An 18,607-nucleotide genomic window follows, 5' to 3' on the forward strand; every position below is an offset into this window, starting at 1 on the left:
TCTTCCTTGGTCAGGCTTGCTGCAGGTACTCGACAGAGCCCTGGGCAACGGTGCTGTGGTGCTTGATGAAAGCGTCACTCAGTTCAATCACGCGGCGGTATTGCAGGTCGACGGTGATCATGTGGTAACAGTTATCGAGCAGCACTTTGGTCACCGGGCCGCCCAGATGGCGCTCTACGTAATCGGCATTCCAGCGGCTGGTGATGTCGTCTTCGATGGAGTGCAGTACCAGTGCCGGGGTGGTGATCGACGGCATGCGCTTTTTCACCACGGCGTTCATCCGGTGCAGCTCGCGCACGGTGATGCCTTCCATTGTCAGTAACCCGGCATTGCTGCTTTCACCGGCTTTCATCTGTCGTTCAACGATCGCTCGCAGGCGCTCGTTCTTGATCCCGTAGGGCGGTTTCTCCTCGAAACTGCACAGGTGCACGCCGAACGGAATGGCCATCAGCAAGGGTGTCAGGAACGCCAGTTTATGAATGCTCCAGCCGTCGTAGCGCAAGGTGGTGGAGTACATCAACAGGCCCGCCACTTGCCCCGGGTGTTCGGAGGCCAGGTACATCGACATCACTGCACCCATCGACAGACCGCCGACGAAAACCCGGGCATGGCGCTGGCGGACATCGACGAAGGTTTTACGCACCCCTTCGTACCAGTCTTGCCAGCCGGTGGCCTGCAGGTCGCTGTTGTCACCGCAGTGGCCGGCCAGGGTGGGTACGTACACTGTGCATGTACCGTCCTTGGCCAGCCCCTGGGCCACCCGCCGCAACTCCGTCGGGGTGCCGGTGAGGCCGTGGATCAACAGGATCCCGACCTCACCCGTGCCGAGAACGAAACCGGCGTCGCCTTCGCCCAGGTCGATCTCTGACCGCTTCACCGCTTCATGGCCCGATGCAACAGGCGGTCGAGCAGGGCGATGCCAAGGTCGATTTCGGCGTAGCTGATTTCCAGCGATGGAGCCAGGGTGATGACGTTTTTGTAGTAGCCGCCGACGTCCAGAATCAGACCCAGACGCTTGCCGTCGATTTCGATATCGCCCTTCATGCCTTCTTCAACCATGTAGTCCAGGGTTGCCTTGTCCGGGGTAAAGCCGTCCGGACCGCAGATTTCGCAGCGCAGGGCCAGGCCCAGGCCGTCGACATCGCCGATGATCGGGTAGCGTTTTTGCAGGTCCTGCAGGCCTGCCAGAAAGTATTTGCCTTTCTCCATGACCATCGCGCCGTAGTCGATTTCGCTGGTCATTTTGAACATTTCCAGACCCACCGCAGTGCCTAGCGGGTTGGAGGCGAAGGTGGAGTGGGTCGAGCCTGGCGGGAAGATTTTCGGGTTGATCAGCTCTTCACGGGCCCAGATGCCGCCCAGCGGGTTGAGGCCGTTGGTCAGCGCCTTGCCGAACACGATCACGTCGGGTTTGACGTCGAAGTGCTCGATCGACCATAGCTTGCCGGTGCGCCAGAAGCCCATCTGGATTTCATCGACCACCATCAAAATGCCGTGTTGATCCAGAACCTGCTTGAGTTCGCTGTAGAAGTTCATGGGGGGAATCACATAGCCGCCGGTGCCCTGGATCGGCTCGACGTAAAACGCGGCATATTCGCTCTGGCCGACTTTAGGGTCCCATACACCGTTGTATTCAGTTTCAAACAAACGGGCGAATTGCTGTACGCAGTGGCTGCCATATTCTTCTTTGGTCATGCCTTTTGGACCGCGGAAGTGATACGGAAACGGGATGAAATTGGCGCGCTCACCGAAGTGGCCATAGCGACGGCGGTAGCGGTAGCTGGAGGTGATCGACGAAGCACCTAGCGTACGACCGTGGTAACCGCCTTCGAAGGCAAACATCAGGCTTTTGCCGTTGGTGGCGTTACGGACCACTTTCAACGAGTCTTCGATGGACTGTGAACCGCCAACGTTGAAGTGCACGCGTCCGTCGAGACCGAACTTGTTTTTGGCGTCGACCGCGATGCGCTCCGACAACTCGATCTTGCCTTTGTGCAGGTATTGGCTGGCAATCTGCGGCAGGGTATCAATCTGTTGTTTCAGGGCGTTGTTCAAGCGCGGATTGGAGTAACCGAAGTTAACCGCCGAGTACCACATTTGCAGATCGAGATAAGCCTGGTCACTGGTGTCCCATACATAAGAGCCTTCGCAGCGGCTGAAAATGCGCGGTGGTTCGATGTAGTGGACAGTGTCGCCGTACGAGCAGTACTTGGCTTCTTTTTCCAGAAGAATCTGGTCTTCAGGTGAGGCGATCCGGATATCAGACATGATTGAAAAGCTCCTGTTGTTCACGAGAATAGTGGGGGGCGTTGGCGGCGTTGCTTGGCAATTTGGCCAGCAGGGCCGCAAGTTCAGAGAATGTGTCGAAGCGTGCGTACGGGATGCCGTTGCGCTCGCAGTGTTCAGCCAGACTGTCTTTGGCGAATACGAAGTCGGCGCTTGCGGCCACACACATGTCGGAGCGCCCGTCGCCAATCACCAGCACGCGTTTGCCGCCAGGCGTGGATTTGCATTTGCAGTTGCCTGAAGCCGCATGGCAGGCGTCGCTGGCATGGGGGAAGTCGATGCGCCAACGGTTGTGGTCGACCTGGCGCAGGCGGTTGGCGAGGATCGGCAACAGGCTCACATAGTTGCGGGCCAGGATGCGCGCGATGCCCTGTTCGATGCCGTCACTGACCACTTCGATAGAAGCACCGAGGCCGATGACGTGATCAACGAAATCCGGAAAGTCCGGGTCAATCTCAACGGTATCGAAATAGGCCAGCAGTTCGGCTGGGGAGGCTTTAACCAGCGACAGCTGGCGGCTGAGGCATTCACGCGAACCAATCTCACCTTGCACCCATTGTTCTTCGATCGCTTCCCAGCTGGGGTCGGCGAAACGTTGAAGAATGTTGTCGATGACGTCGGTGCGGGTGATGGTTCCGTCGAAATCACACACGATATGCCATTGCATCATCTGCATTGTCCTGTTGTGGAGACGCGCACTTTGCGCATGTACAGGACAGAGCACGGACTGTGCCAAGTTGCCAAAGCCCCATGGGCCGGGGCTTTGGCCGTTGCCCGCGGTGAGAATCCCCGAGCAGGCTACAATTTTTGTAGCTTGCTACAAACAACATCAGTGCTTGCGTCGAATTCTCAAAAAAGCGACTTATGCGCGCATGAATTCATATGGAACCTCTGTCATGAAAACCTGCGCTCCTGTTTTTTTGCTGCTCTCATTGTTGGGTGTCGGGGTCGTGGCGCGTGCTGCCGACGGCCCCAGTGGCGAAGTGGGGGGCGGGATTGGCTATCAGCCTTACGACCCCAGTGGCAGCCGCTATCAGACAGTACCGCTGCCGTACTTCGATGTGGACTGGGGCGATGTCAGTCTGGATACCGACAATGGCTTGACCTGGAGCAGCTTCAAAGCTGATGGCTGGAGCGCCGGGCCATTTATCAATTACTTGTCGGGGCGTAACGCCAACGGTTCGCTGCGCGGGCTGCGGGATGTTTCGGACATGGCGCAGCTGGGCGGCTTCGTGCAATACAGTCCGGCCGAGTTCTGGCGCGTGTATGCGCAACTGGGCCAGGCGGTGGGCGGTGCCGGCGGGCAGGGAGGGTTATTGGGGCAAGTGGGCGGTGAGCTGGGTTATCCGCTGGGCCTGGGAATTATCGGCAGCAGCCAGTTGGCGGTGAACTTTGCCGATGCCCGGCAAATGTCGACTTTCTTTGGTGTAAGCGCCAGTGAAGCCCTAGCTTCGGGTTTTTCTGCGTACAAGGCCGGCGGTGGTTTTCAGAACGTGACATTGACCCAGAACTTCGAGTTTGCGCTGGCACAACATTGGTCACTGGTGGCCAGTGCCAGCTGGGTTCGTCTGGTGGGTACAGCGGCAGACAGCAGCATCGTCAAGGATGTGGGCGACGTGAATCAGGGCACAGTGCAGACCGCGATCAGCTATAAATTCTAGAGTGCTGTCTGACTCTGCGGGAGCTGGATAGCCGGCTCCCGCAGTTGCTCATCAGTCGATCTTTCAGTGCTCCGGCTCGCCGTCAGCCAGCAAGGCAATCCCGCCAATGATCACCGCCACGCCCGCCCAGTGCAGCGCGCTGATGTGCTCACCCAGGCCCAGCCACGACCCCAGCAGCACCCCCACGAATACCAGCGAACTCAGCGGAAACGCCAACGACAGGCTGCTGCGGCGCAATATCAGCATCCACACGAAAAATGCGCCGATATAGCAGGCAATGGCTGCCCATACCCCGGGATTGAGCAGCATGTCGTGCAGCCATTGCAGGGTGAAATCCGTATTGCCCAACTGATCGCCGCCGACTTTGGTCGCGATTTGCCCTGCGCTTTCCAGGATGATCAGCAATGCCCACAGTACAACCGTACCCAGCCGCCCATGCAGCCATCCACTTTGTGGCGGATTCATCGGTTCAGAGTTTTGCATGATTAATCTCCTAAGCTCCGGCGATGCTGACCAGCAACACGCCGAGGGTAATCACCAGAGTGCCCATCCAGCGGCGACGGCTGACGTGTTCACCAAGAAACACCTTGCCGGCGAAGACCACGCCGCAATAGGCCAGCGCTGCGGCCGGAAACAACAAACTCAGCGGCGCCCGGGACAAGGCTTCAAGCCAGATGAAAAATTCGATCACGTAGGCAGCGATACCCGCCCACAGCATGGGAGCCTGGAACACCTGGCCCCAGAACGCGTTGAGGCGAAAGCCGCCTTCGAGTTCGGGTAACCGGTCGAGGCCGATTTTGAAACACAGTTGGCCGATCACATCGAGAACGATGGAAAACGCCACTAGCGCAATAACAGTCAAAGTCACGGAAACAGCTCCTCAAACAACGAAATCAGGGCTTTGTTGGTGGTTGAGTTGCGTAACAAATCGCTTTCGCTCCAGCGTTCTGGTGGCGGCTGATCTGACTTGGCCTCCCAGCGTTTGAACAGGTTGCTGTGTGGGGCCCTGGCGAAGTCGCCGCAGACGTCGATCCCCAGTACGCGCTTGCTGGTGGCCAGGGCGCGTATGGCGTGGAGCAGGTGGGTAAGACGCATACCGCCCTGATCCCAGTTGGTGGCGGCGTCTTCGCTGGCCAGCACGTCTTTGTCGATGCTGATCCACACCCCTGTGGTGGGCAGGTTCTTGATTAGATTGTCGATAAAGGTGGGCCAGTCCTGATCGGCCAGGTTGCGCCAGTACAGGAGATTTTCGTGTTGCTCATGGCCTGCGCCATCGCCGATGCGGCCCCAGACTTTGGTGGGCGCATGGCGCCATGGAAAGAGTTGCAGAGCCCCGCTGCGCAGGGCCCCCAGGTTGGCGCCTTTGAACTGCGGGCTTTTCAGGTCATCGCTGCAGGGGCCAAGGGTGACGATACGCTTGATATTGTGCAGTCTGAGCGCCCGGTTGATCCATGAACCGCAATGCCGGCGGGGAGCAAAGCGCACCCAGTCGGGGTGGTTGTCGAAATGGATCAGGGTGACAGGCTCGTGCAGGTCTGCCAGCAGGGCCGGGGTCAGGTGATGATAATCACCGGAGCCGACGAAGAATATTTCAGGCCTGTGGGCCGCCCGCCTGGGACGTTCCTGCAGTAATTTGGCGAAGCGCTGGTAATTGCGTTCGGTGGACCACAGGCGCAATTTCGGTCCCAGGGCCAGTAAATCCATACGGATCGCGCGACCATCGGCCAGCCGCAGCGCAATGGGCGCCTGGTGGGTCAGGCTGTGATCCAGATCGAGAATGTTCATGTGCTATGTACCCCCGTTTGTTCACCGCCGGGTCAGACCAGGCGGGCGTCAGGGGGTAAATGCAAGGGGCGGGCCAGAATTTCGGCGGGTGTGGATCTCTGCTGGAACGAGACAGCTTGCGATCCAGGCCCCCGGGTATTTCAAGTGCAGCGCGACGTTGCTACCGCCAGCAAGCTCGCTCCTAGCGATCAGTGCAAGCGCACCCAGACACTGACCAGTACGGTTGCGGCGATCAGCCAGGCCACGGCGGCCAGTGCCAAAGAGGCTTCAAGGCGCATGCGATCCACCAGTACGTAAAGTGCTGCGAGGTAGACGAAGTAGGGAATGATCGACCACATGCCGAAGACGATGGTGGTTTTCAGGTCGTCCAGTGAGCGCCCTTTGCCGACGATGTAGTGGGCAATCAGGGCAAAAGTCGGAAACAGCGGGACCAGACCTGCGATGTAGTAGTTTTTGGTTTTTGCCAGCATCGCCAGGATGATTACCACGGCGGCGCCCAGTGCAGCTTTCAGAATTAAATCCATCAGTGAGCCAGCCCGTATTTTTTGACCTTGTCGAAGAGTGTGGTTTTGGCCATGCCCAACTCCTGGCTGGCCTGGGTCAGGTTGCCGCCACTGCGTTGTAGTGCATCGCTGAGCAGATTGCGCTCGAACGCCTCCACCGCTTCCGAAAAGCCCAGGCCCTGGGCGACGTTGCTGCCCGATTTCTTGAAGGCCGGCAGGCCCAAAGCAAAACGCTCGGCCACGTTGCGCAGCTCTCGCACGTTGCCCGGCCAGTCATGGCTCATCAGGTTGGACAGGGTCTGGTTATCCAGTTCAGGCGCCGTGCGGTCGAAACGCAGAGACGATTGCTGCAGGAAGTACTCGAACAGTTGCAGGATGTCTTCGCGGCGCTCGCGCAGAGGCGGCAGCTCGAGTGTCACCACATTCAACCGGTAATAGAGGTCGCTGCGAAACTGGCTGACTTTGCTCAGCTGATCGAGGTCGGACTTGGTGGCGGCAATCACCCGGCAATCGACATCGATGCTCTGGTTGGAGCCCAGGCGCTCCAGTGAGCGCTCCTGCAGCACCCGCAGCAGTTTGATCTGCAGGTTGAGCGGCATGCTTTCTACTTCGTCGAGAAACAGGGTGCCGCCGTCGGCATGTTCGATCTTGCCGATCCGACGCTTGCCGGCACCGGTAAAGGCATTGGCTTCGTGACCGAATATCTCGCTTTCGAACAGGTTTTCCGGCAGCCCGCCGCAGTTGAGCGCGACGAATTGCCGGGGCTGGCGACGGCTGAAGTCGTGCAGGCAGCGGGCGACCAGTTCCTTGCCGGTACCGGTTTCGCCCTCAATCAGCACGTTGGCCGAGGTATCGGCGACGTTGGCGATCAATTCGCGTAATTGCTGCATGGCGGGCGAGCGGCCGATGATCCGGCCCTCAAGGGAATCACGCTCGGCCAGCTGCCGGCGCAGTGACCACACTTCCCGGGCCAGGCCGCGTTGCTCAAGAGCCCGGCGTGCGATGTCGACCAGGCGTTCAGGAGAAAAAGGTTTCTCCATGAAGTCATAGGCGCCATCGCGCATGGCGCCCACGGCCATGGAAATATCGCCATGCCCGGTAATCAGTACCACCGGCAGGCTGCGATCACGGGCCTTGAGCCGTTTCAGCAGCTCCAGACCATCGATCCCGGGCAGGCGGATGTCACTGATGACAATGCCGGGGAAGTTGTCCCCGACCATTGCCAGGGCTTGTTCAGCACTGCTCACGCCTTCGCTGCGAATATCTTCGAGCGCGAGCGCCTGCTGGCATCCGAGCAGGACATGGGGGTCGTCTTCGACAATCAGGACGGTCAGCTCGTTATTCATATCGGCTCGGCCTTAGCGGGTTGCAACAGCGGTAATAAGAGGACAAACGCAGCACCACCAGTGGCTGGGAACTCGACGCTGAGGCTGCCGCCGGCAGCGGCGGCCAGGCTGGCCGACAGGGTCAGGCCCAGGCCCAGACCCTGCTCGCCGGGTTTGGTGGTGAAGAAGGGTTCAAACAGGTGTTTTCGGCTTTCAGGGTCGATGCCGGGACCGTTGTCACGTACTCGCAGGCGGTACTTGCCGTCGCCGGGTTCGCCTTCCAGCCACAGCTTTTTGGGGGCTGCCTGGTCCTGCATGGCGTCCAGAGCGTTGCCAATCAGGTTGACGAGGATCTGTTCCAGCCGGGTCTGGTCGATCTTGAGCTGGACGTCGCTGAAATCGCGCTGCAGTTCAACTCCGGCTGCTTCCAGGCGAAGCGCGAGCAGTTGCAGGGTCGCCTCCACTGCCTTGCCCAGGCTGGCCTGGCCCTGGTCATCGCCGCGTCGGGCAAAGGAGCGCAGGTTGGCAGTGATGCGGCCCATGCGGTCCACCAGATTGTTGATGGTGTTGAGATTGTCCGCCGCTACCTTCAGGTCGCCGCGCTGGAGAAACCTTATGGTGTTGCCCGACAGTGTGCGCAAGGCGGCCAATGGCTGATTCAGTTCATGGGCAATGCTGGTGGACATTTGACCGATGGCGGCCAGTTTGCCGGCCTGGACCAGTTCATCCTGGGCCCGGCGCAGGGTGTCTTCGGCCTGACGGCGCTCGCGAATCTGGCCCTTGAGCCGTTCGTTGCTGGCACGCAGGTGGGCGGTGCGTTCCGTGATTTTGCGTTCGAGCTGGTTATTGGCTTCTTGCAGGGCTTCGCGGGCCGCAAGCCTGGTTGCTATCACTTTGCGCCGCTCATTCCAGGCAATCAGCAAGAAGGCCAGCAGGGCAAAGGCCACGGCCACCAGCATGCCCTGATTGGCAGCTTCGCGGCGCAAGTCTTGTAATGGGGTGAGCAGGGTTATTTCCCAGGGCGTGTCGTTGAGCTTGCGGGTCTGGGCCAGATAGCTGACTTCCTTTTCATCCTTGGCCAGTCCGCTACTGGCGGCAAAGGTGACGGTTTCTACGCCTTCGGCCAGATGCTCACGTTCCACAGGTTGCAGCTCATTAAGCGGCCACCAGTAATACTGCAGGCTGCGCGCCAGCTGCTCTTTGGTGTCGGCGGTCAGGGGGCGGACCGATTTCAGGCGGCGGGTCGGATCACTCGACAGAATGATGATGCCGTTTTCATCGCTCACATAGGCTTCGAGCCGGGCGCGTTGCCAGCGCTCCTCAAGGGCTTCGAGGCGTACTTTGATCACCGCAACGCCAATGATTTTGCCTTGTTCTTCCAGACCGTGGGCCAGGTAGTAGCCCGGCTCGCCGGAGGTGCTGCCAATGCCGTAAAAACGTCCCGGCTGACCGCGCACTGCGTCTTGAAAGTAGGCCCGGAAAGACAGGTCTTCGCCCAGGTAGCTGTCGGCGTCGCGCCAGTTACTGGTGGCCATTACCCGGCCCGTGGTGTCCAGTACATAAATGGCACGGCTGCGGCTGCGGCGGTTCAGGCCTTCGAGGTATTGATTGACGGTAACCCGGTTCTGCGCGGTCGGATCTGCCAGCAAATGCGAAACACTGGACTCCAGCTCCAGCAGGCTGGGCAGGTAGGTGTATTTGCCGAGCTCACTCTCGACAGTGCGTGCATGGAGTTCAAGTTGACGCTCACCGTTCTCGCTGAGACTGCGGATGCCAAAGTGTTCGCTGACGCGATAGCCCGCGTAGCCCAGCCCGATGGTTAGCAGCAGGATGAGCGGGGGTAACAGCAAATGGCGGAGCAGACGAGGTTTCACGGCAAGTGAGGGCGGGGCACCGCGATAAATAGTGGGGTCGCATTTCATCACAGATGCCTTGGGTCAACCACTGCGCAAGAGCAGCCGATTAACAGAAATCTCCTGTAGCAGCGAGCTGGTCTCGCGATCTTTTGGAAGATCGCGAGACCAGCTCGCTCCTGCAAGGAATGGTGCTGCTTAGTGCTGCAGGATTTTGGCGAGGAAGTGTTGCGCACGCTCGGAACGGGCCGTTACATCACCGAAGAACTCTTCTTTCTCACAGTCTTCGACGATTTTGCCCTGGTCCATGAAGATCACCCGGTTGGCGACCTTGCGCGCAAAGCCCATTTCATGGGTGACGCACATCATGGTCATGCCTTCGTGGGCCAGTTGCACCATCACGTCCAGTACTTCGTTAACCATTTCCGGGTCGAGGGCCGAGGTCGGTTCGTCAAACAGCATGACGATCGGGTCCATGGCCAGTGCGCGGGCAATGGCTACGCGCTGTTGCTGGCCGCCGGAGAGTTGTCCCGGGTGCTTGTGGGCATGTGCCGAGAGGCCAACGCGTTCCAGCAGTTCGAGGCCCTTTTTGGTGGCTTCTTCCTTGCTGCGCCCCAATACCTTGATCTGCGCGATCGTCAGGTTTTCGGTGATGGTCATGTGCGGGAACAGTTCGAAATGCTGGAACACCATGCCCACCCGCGAGCGCAGTTTTGGCAGATCGGTCTTCGGGTCGGCAATCGAAGTGCCATCGACCACGATGTCGCCTTTCTGGAACGGTTCCAGGGCGTTGACGCACTTGATCAGGGTCGATTTACCGGAGCCGGACGGGCCGCAGACTACAACCACTTCGCCTTTTTTGACTTCAGTACTGCAGTCGGTCAGTACCTGGAAGTCCCCGTACCACTTGTTGATGTTCTTGATCGAGATCATACGGCAAACCTTTTTTGCAGACGCTTGACCAGCAGCGAGGCGGAAAAGCTGATGATGAAATACACCAGACCGGCGAAGATCAGGAACTCATTGGAGCGGCCGATGATGTCGCCACTGGAGCGCGAGGCATTGAGGAAGTCCACAAGGCCAACCGTGTAAACCAGCGAGGTGTCCTGGAACAAAATGATGCTCTGTTGCAACAGCAGCGGGGTCATTTTGCGAAAGGCCTGGGGCAGGATGATCAGGCGCATGGCCTGGCCGTAACTCATGCCCAGCGCTTTGGCTGCGCCCATCTGGCCCTTGGGAATGGCCTGTACGCCGGCCCGCACGATTTCGCAGAAGTAGGCGGCTTCGAACATGACGAATGCCACCATGCATGATTCGAATGCACCGATCGGGGTGTCTTTGCCGGTGATCCAGCGCAGTACGAACGGGACCGCCAGGTAGAACCAGGTAATGACCAGCAGTAGCGGGATGGAGCGGAAGTAGTTCACGTAAGCGCCGGCCAGGTTGGCCAGCCACTTGCTGGACGACAAACGCATCAACGCCAGCACGGTGCCCAGGGCAATACCGCCGATAACGCCCAGGACCATGAGTTTCAAGGTCATGAGCATGCCGTTCCACAGGCCCGGCAGGGCAGGAACAATCCCGCTGAAATCGAAGAAGTCCATTATTTGCCCCCCAATGACATCAGGCCGGGCACCGCGACTTTCTTCTCGATCAGGCGCATCAGCAACATCAGGCTCATGTTCAGGGTGAAGTAAATCAGCGTGGCCAGGGTGAAGGCTTCAAACAGGTTGGCGGAAAACTCTGCCGTCTGTTTGGTTTGCGCCAGCAACTCCATCAAACCGATCAGCGATGCCACAGACGAGTTCTTGAACACGTTCAGGAATTCGGAGGTGAGCGGTGGAATGATGATTCGGTAGGCTTGTGGCAGCAGCACGTTCCAGTAGATCTGCGACAGGCTGAAGCCCATGGCGCGCGCGGCGGCTTCTTGCCCGTGGGGCAGGGCCTGAATACCGGTACGTACTTGTTCGCAGACACGGGCGGCGGTGAACAGACCCAGACACACGACAACGCTCAGGTAGGCCGAGGTGGTCGGGTTGAGGTCTTGCTTGTACCAGTCCTGCAGGTTCTGCGGCAGCAGGTCGGGTACCAGGAAGTACCAGATAAACAGCTGAACCAGCAGTGGTACGTTGCGGAAGATTTCCACGTACACCCCGGCGATGCCGGCTACCAGGCGGTTTGGCATGGTGCGCATGACGCCCAGCATCGAACCCAGTATCAGTGCAACAATCCAGGCGACAACAGCGATCGCAATGGTCCAGCCCAGACCGGAGATAAACCAGTCGAGATATGTCTCGCTGCCTATGCCGGTGGACTTGAAGAACACGCTCCAGTCCCAGTTGTAATTCATGCAGGGTCTCCCCTCAGATGGGTCTATAAAAAAGCACTTGCTTCAGGGAATCCGTTCTCACCCGACAGGGTCCGTCAGGCACACCGAGCCCGCTCGATCATCAGGGGTTCGAGTGTTCTCTAATGCAGTAAGAAGCAGTACAGCCGGTGAACAAGACTTGTGAGCGCGTTCAATCGCGCTCACAAGTCGCCACAGCCAGGGATCAGGCCGCTGGTTTTTCTTCAGGTGCCGGCTTGTCGTTCGGGTTGGCGATCAGCTCTTTGAGCTCTTTGCTCATCGGGAAGTCGAGGTTCAGACCTTTTGGCGGGATAGGGGACTGGAACCATTTGGCGTAGGATTTATTGACGTCGCCAGACTTGTAGTAAGTGATGATGGCGTCATCCACGGCTTTCTTGAAGTCAGGATCACCTTTACGCAGCATGCAGCCATAAATTTCGTACGACTGTGGCGTGCCGGTCACGGCCCAGTCTGTTGGCTTCTTGGCCTTGGCCATTTCACCGGCCAGCAGTGCGTCATCCATCATGAAGGCTACAGCGCGGCCCGACTCAAGCATGTTGAAGGCTTCGCCGTGGTCTTTTGCCGAGATCACGTTCATGCCCATCTGCTTGTCGGCGTTCATCGCCTTGAGGATGCGCTCCGAAGTCGTGCCCGCGGTGGTGACCACGTTTTTGCCTTTCAGGTCAGCGAAGTCCTTGTAAGGCGAGTCCTTTTTGGACAGCAGACGAGTACCGATTTCGAAGATGCCGACCGAAAAGTCTACTTGCTGGGCGCGTTCCGCGTTGTTGGTGGTGGAACCACACTCAACGTCAACGGTGCCGTTCTGCACCAGCGGGATGCGGGTCTGGGAAGTGACCAGGTTGTACTTGACCTTGAGGTCGGGCATGTCGAGTTGCTTTTTCAGCCCTTCGACGATTGCCAGTTGCACATCGTGGGAGTAGCCAACCGGCTTGCCGGAGCCATCAGCGATGTAAGAGAACGGGATGGAGGAGTCACGATGCCCGAGGGTGATGGTGCCGGATTCTTTGATTTTCTTCAGTGTGCCGGTCAATTCGGCTGCAAAAACTGGAGTGCTAATCAGAGCTGCAGCAATAGCTGCGCTCAAAAGTTGCGGAACGATGCGCATCGATGTTTCCTCGACATTGTTTTTTTTATTGAGCCCGTTTGCGGACCCTTTTTGTACTAGGAATAGCCCAACAGGCTTGAGCACTGTTTAAGCATTCGGCTCAGAGTGTAGAGCATGAGTCGTGCCAAACGCGTGAATAATGCTCATCTATATGATTTGTAAGGATTTTTTAATATTTCAAGAATGGCTGTCGATAGGGAATGCCCGGAAAGCCGAATCAATGTGGGGCTTGCCGTTCGGAAAACCGAATGAAACCGGGCTGTAGCAGCGAGCCTGTTCGCGATGAAGGCAATCCGGTTGTCAGAAAACCGGGGAGGGTACCTTCGCGAGCAGGCTCGTTCATGCCGCGCGTCATGCCATCAAGCGGCTGCTACCTTGCGATGCTTCAAGTCCAGTGTGGCCATGTATTGCGCCAGGTGTTCCTGCTCTTGGGCCGTGGTGAACAAGCCGAGCTTGGTCCGGCGCCACAGGATGTCCTGTGCATCCAGTGCCCATTCCTGTGTGCACAGGTAGTCGACTTCACGACTGTAGAGACCGCTGCCGATATGCTCACCCATATCGTCCAGACCTTGCGCACCGTCCAGCAGGTTCCATGAGCGGCTGCCATAGGTGATTGCCCAGCGCTTGGCAATGGCAGCATCCAGCCAGTTGTATTTGCTGGTCAGGGCAGCGCTCAGGGCTTGCGGGGTAGTCATGTTTTCGCCACCCGGCAGGGTGGCCTTGGCGGTCCAGCTTGGCTTGATCTGAGTAAAGTACGGCGTCAGTTGGGCCATGGCCGATTCAGCCAGCTTGCGGTAAGTGGTCAGCTTGCCACCAAACACCGACAGCAAAGGTGCTTCGCCCGGCACGCCGGACAGTGCCAGGGTGTAGTCACGGGTGACCGCCGACGGGTTGTCCGACTCGTCATTGCACAGCGGGCGTACGCCGGAGTAAGTGCGCAGAATGTCGGCACGGCTCACTTGCTGTTTGAAGTGGGCGTTGACCACGTTCAGCAGATAGTCGGTTTCCTGTTCGGTGATGCTGACTTTGGCCGGGTCGCCGGTGTATTCGCGGTCAGTAGTACCGATGATGGTGAACTGGTCCATGTACGGAATGGTGAACACTATCCGTTGGTCTTCGTTCTGCAGGATGAAGGCGTTGGGTGCGTCATACAGCTTCGGAACGATCAGGTGGCTGCCTTGAATCAGGCGAATGCCGTATGGCGAGTCCAGCTTGAGATCGTCTTTGATGAACTTGGCCACCCAGGGCCCGGCAGCGTTGACCAAAGCCTTGGCGCGAATCGAAAACAGGCTGCCGTCAGCGCGCTCAAGATTCAGCTCCCACAAGCCTTTGCTGCGACGAGCTCCGACGCATCGGGTCTGGGTATGTACATGCGCACCTTTTTCCCGCGCAGCCATGGCGTTGAGTACTACAAGGCGTGCGTCATCCACCCAGCAGTCCGAGTATTCGAAGCCTTTGGTGATTTCTGCTTTTAACGGGCTGTCGGTACCGAACTTGAGGCTGGTAGAACCGGCGAGCTTTTCACGCTTGCCCAGGTGGTCATACAGGAACAGACCGGCACGGATCATCCATGCCGGGCGCAAGTGCGGGCGATGGGGCAAGACAAAGCGCATGGGCTTGACGATATGCGGGGCTTTTGCCAGCAACACTTCGCGCTCGGCCAGGGCTTCGCGCACCAGGCGGAACTCGTAATGCTCCAGGTAGCGCAGGCCACCATGAATCAGCTTGCTGCTGGCGGACGAGGTGTGACTGGCCAGATCGTCTTTTTCGCAAAGGAACACAGACAAGCCTCGACCGGCAGCGTCTGCCGCGATCCCTACCCCGTTGATTCCACCGCCAATGACGGCGACATCGTAAACCTCGGCGAGGGGAGTGGCAGGCAAGGTGGTCAGGGACATATGTAGGCCTCGCGTTCTTTACGCATATTTGAATTCGAACATTAATGTTCATTTTCGAAAATGGTAGCGGATAAAGGCCGACAGAGCCAGCGCGCTTCGATTGAAAAAACTCATCGAAGGAGGGGGAAAGGAAGAATTTCGAACATTTTAGCGCGTGGGCCAGTTGCCTCGCGATTCACGCGAGGCATGCATGGGCCTGGCCGTGCTGTCATCGCGAGGCACACTCGCTCCTGCAGGAGTTTGTGCGGTGTGGTGTTAAACCACTTCCAGGCGGATTTTGTACTGGGCGAGCAGTTGCGCAAGTTCCGGGACCGGCGGCTGGTCGGTGACCAGACAATCGATCAGGCTGATAGGCCCGAGGCGGACCATCGCGTTGCGCCCGAATTTACTGGAGTCAGCGGCGAGAATGGTCTGTCGGGCATTGGCGATGATGGCCTGGGAAACACGCACTTCCTGATAATCGAAATCCAGCAGGCTGCCGTCTGAATCGATGCCGCTGATACCGACCAGTGCAAAGTCGAACTTGAACTGGTTGATAAAGTCGACGCTGGCCTGGCCCACGATGCCGCCATCGCGGCGCACGTTACCGCCGGCTATCAGGACTTCAAAATCATCCTTGGCGCTCAGGATTGAAGCGACATGCAGGTTGTTAGTGATGATTTTCAGGTGATTGTGGTTGAGCAGCGCCCGGGCAATGGATTCGGTAGTGGTACCGATATTGATGAAAATCGAGGCGTGATCGGGAATCTGGGCGGCGATGGCTTCGCCAATACGGCGTTTTTCATCGCGCATCTGGTCGGCGCGCATGGCGTAGGCGGTGTTTTCAACGCTGGAGTCATAGGCGGCGCCACCGTGATAGCGACGCAACAGGTCGGCTTCTGCCAACTGATTGATGTCGCGACGGATGGTCTGCGGTGTAACGACGAACAACTGAGCCATTTCCTCGATGCTGACATAGCCACGTTCGCGAACGAGTTCGAGGATCTGCTGTTGGCGTGGAGGCAGATTCATGGAGTTTCCTTTGGGCGGCGAAGCAAATTCGCCCATCATGCCGCAGGAAAGCGCCGCCTGCTACTCGCAGGTGCCATGAACCATAGGCGTAGCAGCGAATACCAAAGGTATCCGCTGCTCGCTTATCAGAGCGTGTTTAGTTGCTTTCTTCGTGGGGTTCCCAGTCACGAGTACGGCTCACGGCCTTTTTCCAGCCCGCGTAGAGCTTCTCTTTGCAAGCATCCTCAAGTGCAGGTTCGAACTCGCGTTCAATCACCGCCTTGCCGCGCAACTCTTCCAGGCTGCTCCAGAAGCCGCAGGCCAGACCGGCCAGGTAGGCCGCGCCCAAGGCAGTGGTTTCACGCATTTGCGGACGTTCAACCATGGTGCCGAGAATGTCTGCCTGAAATTGCATCAGGAAGTTGTTGGCGACAGCGCCGCCATCTACGCGCAAGGCCTTGAGGCGTTCGCCCGAGTCTTGCTGCATGGCATCCAGTACATCGCGTGTCTGGTAGGCAATCGACTCCAGCGCGGCACGGATGATGTGATCCACGCGGACACCACGGGTCAGACCGAACAGTGCGCCACGGGCATACGGGTCCCAGTAAGGAGCCCCCAGGCCGGTGAACGCAGGTACCAGGTACACGCCATTGCTGTCTTTGACCTTGTTGGCGAAGTATTCGGTGTCATGGGCGTCGTTGATGATTTTCAATTCATCACGCAGCCACTGCACTGTGGAGCCGCCGTTGAACACAGCGCCTTCCAGTGCGTAGGCCACTTCGCCTCGTGGGCCGCAGGCAATGGTAGTCAGCATGCCGTGAGTCGACTTGACGGCCTTGGAGCCGGTGTTCATCAACAGGAAGCAGCCAGTGCCGTAGGTGTTTTTGGCCTGGCCCGGCTCAACGCACATCTGACCGAACAGCGCGGCCTGTTGGTCTCCGGCAATACCGCCAATGGCGATGCCGCTTTTGGTGCGCCCGTAGATCTCTGAAGACGATTTCACTTCAGGCAGCATTTCGCGAGGGATATCCAGCACCTCAAGCATCCTGGCATCCCAGTCCAGGGTGTGGATGTTGAAGAGCATGGTGCGCGAAGCATTGGTGTAGTCGGTGACGTGGGTTTTGCCGCCGGTAAATTTCCAGATCAGCCAGCTGTCGATGGTGCCGAACAGCAGTTCGCCATTACGTGCGCGCTCGCGGCTGCCTTCGACGTTGTCGAGGATCCACTTCAGCTTGGTGCCGGAGAAGTACGGGTCGGTCACCAGGCCGGTGGTGTCGCTGATGTATTGCTCGTGACCGTCGCGCTTGAGCTGCTCGCAGATCTCGGTGCTGCGCCGGCACTGCCAGACAATGGCGTTGTAGATCGGACGCCCGCTGATTTTGTCCCAGACAACCGTGGTTTCCCGCTGGTTGGTGATGCCGATCGCCGCAACCTGATCATGATGCAGGCCGGCTTGAGCCAGGGCTTCGACCATGACCGCGCTTTGGGTGGCAAAAATTTCCATCGGGTCATGTTCGACCCAGCCTGGCTGCGGATAGTGCTGTTGAAACTCGCGTTGCGCGGTGCAGACCACGTTTGCGTCACGATCGAAGATGATCGCTCGCGAACTGGTGGTGCCTTGGTCCAGCGCAATGATGTAGTTCTTATTCTGAATGTCGGTCATTTGATTGCCTTGCAGAATGAAGTAATGGGTTCAGGGCGCGAGAAAGTTATGGGCAGTAGTCTCGTGCGCCCCGTTTCATAAGTCGATATCAGGAAGCCTGGGTTTTTACCTCTGCGATGGCTTGGGCGTCCGTTGCCACGGGTTCGTCAGCAGGCAAGTGGCGGGCAATCATCCCGCGATATATGGCTGCGCCGAGGCAGGCACCCACGATCGGGGCAAAGATTGGAATCAGGAAATAAGGAATGTCGCGCCCGCCAGTAAGCGAAATGTCACCCCAGCCAGCCAAGAAAGTCATCAGCTTGGGCCCGAAATCACGCGCAGGGTTCATTGCAAAACCTGTCAGCGGACCCATCGAGCTGCCGATTACCGCAATCAACAAGCCAATCAGCAACGGCGCCAATGGGCCGCGAGGCAAACCGTTCTTGTCATCGGTCAGGGCCATGATCACGCCCATGAGGATTGCGGTAATGACCATTTCGACGAGGAAAGCTTGCAAGGTCGAGAGTGCAGGGTGTGGATAGGTCGAGAACACCGAGGCCAGTTCCAGGCTTGCCTGGCTGCCGCGAACCATTTGATGGGTTTGTTCGTAATCGAAAAATAAATTGCTGTAGAGCGTGTATACCAAAGCCGCTGCGCAAAAGGCTCCCGCGACCTGGGCGATGATGTAGAAGGGAAGTTTGCGCTTGTCGAAATCGGTAAACAGACAGAGTGCGATGCTGACGGCGGGGTTCAGGTGCGCACCGGACACGCCCGCAGTCAGGTAGATCGCCATGCTTACCCCAACCCCCCAGATGATGCTGATTTCCCACAGGCCCAGGCTGGCACCGCCTACCTTGAGGGCTGCAACACAACCTGTGCCGAAGAAGATTAGCAGCGCGGTGCCGAGAAACTCGGCCATGCACTGGCCTGAAAGTGTGGGGTGCCGGGTAGCAGTCGTCATTTTAAACCTCGTTTTTGTTGTTTTTTTACGTTGTCAGTCCGGGTTGCCAATGGGGCTGTATTAAAACCGGAGCGTCTCGATCCGGGTTTTTCAGGCCTGGGTAACAGAATGGCTGAAATGCTCGGGTATATTCATATTCGAAAAAATATAGACAAGAAACACTGCTGTCAAAGGTCGAAAGTGAACGCTCAGCCACATTCTGACTTTTTACCGCAGGTTTGGTACTTATT

Annotated in this window: 18 protein-coding genes; 1 reads left to right on the forward strand and 17 read right to left on the reverse strand. The window is 58.1% G+C overall.

From position 1 onward, the window contains the following. Positions 1-10 precede the first annotated feature (10 nt). From B195_RS04875 to B195_RS04885, 3 genes are read right to left on the reverse strand one after another with little or no spacing between them, the layout of a single operon-like run. Entirely contained in the window at positions 11-877 is an 867-nt protein-coding gene (locus B195_RS04875; RefSeq protein ID WP_003443237.1) for a carboxylesterase, read from the reverse strand. Continuing rightward, complete coding sequence (locus B195_RS04880; protein WP_003443236.1) at positions 874-2,268, reverse strand: aspartate aminotransferase family protein; 1,395 nt, start codon at positions 2,266-2,268, stop codon at positions 874-876. The genes B195_RS04875 and B195_RS04880 overlap by 4 nt, the downstream gene beginning before the upstream one ends. Further along, complete coding sequence (locus B195_RS04885) at positions 2,261-2,956, reverse strand: MtnX-like HAD-IB family phosphatase (RefSeq protein ID WP_003443234.1); 696 nt, start codon at positions 2,954-2,956, stop codon at positions 2,261-2,263. Before B195_RS04885 ends, B195_RS04880 begins: the two co-directional genes overlap by 8 nt. 226 nt (positions 2,957-3,182) lie before the next feature. On the opposite strand from B195_RS04885, the gene B195_RS04890 reads away from it, so the two are divergent. After that, positions 3,183-3,947, forward strand: a complete 765-nt coding sequence (locus B195_RS04890; RefSeq protein WP_003443232.1) for a MipA/OmpV family protein — start codon at positions 3,183-3,185, stop codon at positions 3,945-3,947. A gap of 63 nt (positions 3,948-4,010) precedes the next feature. Here the strand turns inward: B195_RS04890 and B195_RS04895 are convergent, their stop codons facing one another. From B195_RS04895 to B195_RS04960, 14 genes are all read right to left on the reverse strand, one after another. Beyond that, positions 4,011-4,430, reverse strand: a complete 420-nt coding sequence (locus tag B195_RS04895) for an EamA family transporter (RefSeq protein ID WP_003443230.1) — start codon at positions 4,428-4,430, stop codon at positions 4,011-4,013. Between the two features lie 10 nt (positions 4,431-4,440). Continuing rightward, positions 4,441-4,815: a hypothetical protein gene (locus tag B195_RS04900; protein ID WP_003443228.1), complete on the reverse strand. Its 375-nt coding sequence runs from the start codon at positions 4,813-4,815 to the stop codon at positions 4,441-4,443. Next, on the reverse strand, positions 4,812-5,732 hold the full coding sequence (locus B195_RS04905; RefSeq protein ID WP_003443225.1) for a hypothetical protein: 921 nt from the start codon (positions 5,730-5,732) through the stop codon (positions 4,812-4,814). The genes B195_RS04900 and B195_RS04905 overlap by 4 nt, the downstream gene beginning before the upstream one ends. A gap of 188 nt (positions 5,733-5,920) precedes the next feature. After that, entirely contained in the window at positions 5,921-6,247 is a 327-nt protein-coding gene (locus B195_RS04910; protein ID WP_177412970.1) for a GlpM family protein, read from the reverse strand. An 8-nt stretch (positions 6,248-6,255) separates the two neighbouring features. Then, positions 6,256-7,581 (reverse strand): sigma-54 dependent transcriptional regulator, encoded by a 1,326-nt coding sequence (locus tag B195_RS04915; RefSeq protein ID WP_003443222.1) that lies wholly within the window; start codon positions 7,579-7,581, stop codon positions 6,256-6,258. Beyond that, positions 7,578-9,482, reverse strand: a complete 1,905-nt coding sequence (locus tag B195_RS04920) for an ATP-binding protein (RefSeq protein WP_003443220.1) — start codon at positions 9,480-9,482, stop codon at positions 7,578-7,580. The genes B195_RS04915 and B195_RS04920 overlap by 4 nt, the downstream gene beginning before the upstream one ends. Positions 9,483-9,611: 129 nt before the next feature. Continuing rightward, complete coding sequence (locus tag B195_RS04925) at positions 9,612-10,346, reverse strand: amino acid ABC transporter ATP-binding protein (RefSeq protein WP_003443218.1); 735 nt, start codon at positions 10,344-10,346, stop codon at positions 9,612-9,614. Further along, complete coding sequence (locus tag B195_RS04930) at positions 10,343-11,017, reverse strand: amino acid ABC transporter permease (RefSeq protein WP_003443216.1); 675 nt, start codon at positions 11,015-11,017, stop codon at positions 10,343-10,345. The genes B195_RS04925 and B195_RS04930 overlap by 4 nt, the downstream gene beginning before the upstream one ends. Continuing rightward, positions 11,017-11,763: an amino acid ABC transporter permease gene (locus tag B195_RS04935; RefSeq protein WP_003443214.1), complete on the reverse strand. Its 747-nt coding sequence runs from the start codon at positions 11,761-11,763 to the stop codon at positions 11,017-11,019. The genes B195_RS04930 and B195_RS04935 overlap by 1 nt, the downstream gene beginning before the upstream one ends. Positions 11,764-11,965: 202 nt before the next feature. Then, positions 11,966-12,886 (reverse strand): glutamate/aspartate ABC transporter substrate-binding protein, encoded by a 921-nt coding sequence (locus B195_RS04940; RefSeq protein ID WP_003443212.1) that lies wholly within the window; start codon positions 12,884-12,886, stop codon positions 11,966-11,968. A 359-nt stretch (positions 12,887-13,245) separates the two neighbouring features. Further along, positions 13,246-14,784 carry a glycerol-3-phosphate dehydrogenase gene (gene glpD / locus B195_RS04945; protein ID WP_003443204.1) on the reverse strand — a complete coding sequence of 513 codons (1,539 nt, stop codon included), beginning with the start codon at positions 14,782-14,784 and terminating at the stop codon, positions 13,246-13,248. Between the two features lie 255 nt (positions 14,785-15,039). Next, positions 15,040-15,795 carry a DeoR family transcriptional regulator gene (locus B195_RS04950; RefSeq protein ID WP_003443202.1) on the reverse strand — a complete coding sequence of 252 codons (756 nt, stop codon included), beginning with the start codon at positions 15,793-15,795 and terminating at the stop codon, positions 15,040-15,042. 136 nt (positions 15,796-15,931) lie between these two features. Next, on the reverse strand, positions 15,932-17,437 hold the full coding sequence (glpK, locus tag B195_RS04955; protein ID WP_003443190.1) for a glycerol kinase GlpK: 1,506 nt from the start codon (positions 17,435-17,437) through the stop codon (positions 15,932-15,934). A gap of 88 nt (positions 17,438-17,525) precedes the next feature. Beyond that, positions 17,526-18,377 carry an MIP/aquaporin family protein gene (locus B195_RS04960; RefSeq protein WP_003443188.1) on the reverse strand — a complete coding sequence of 284 codons (852 nt, stop codon included), beginning with the start codon at positions 18,375-18,377 and terminating at the stop codon, positions 17,526-17,528. Positions 18,378-18,607 lie beyond the last annotated feature (230 nt).

The sequence above is a fragment of the Pseudomonas sp. Lz4W genome, from assembly GCF_000346225.2.
GTDB lineage: Bacteria > Pseudomonadota > Gammaproteobacteria > Pseudomonadales > Pseudomonadaceae > Aquipseudomonas > Aquipseudomonas paraversuta.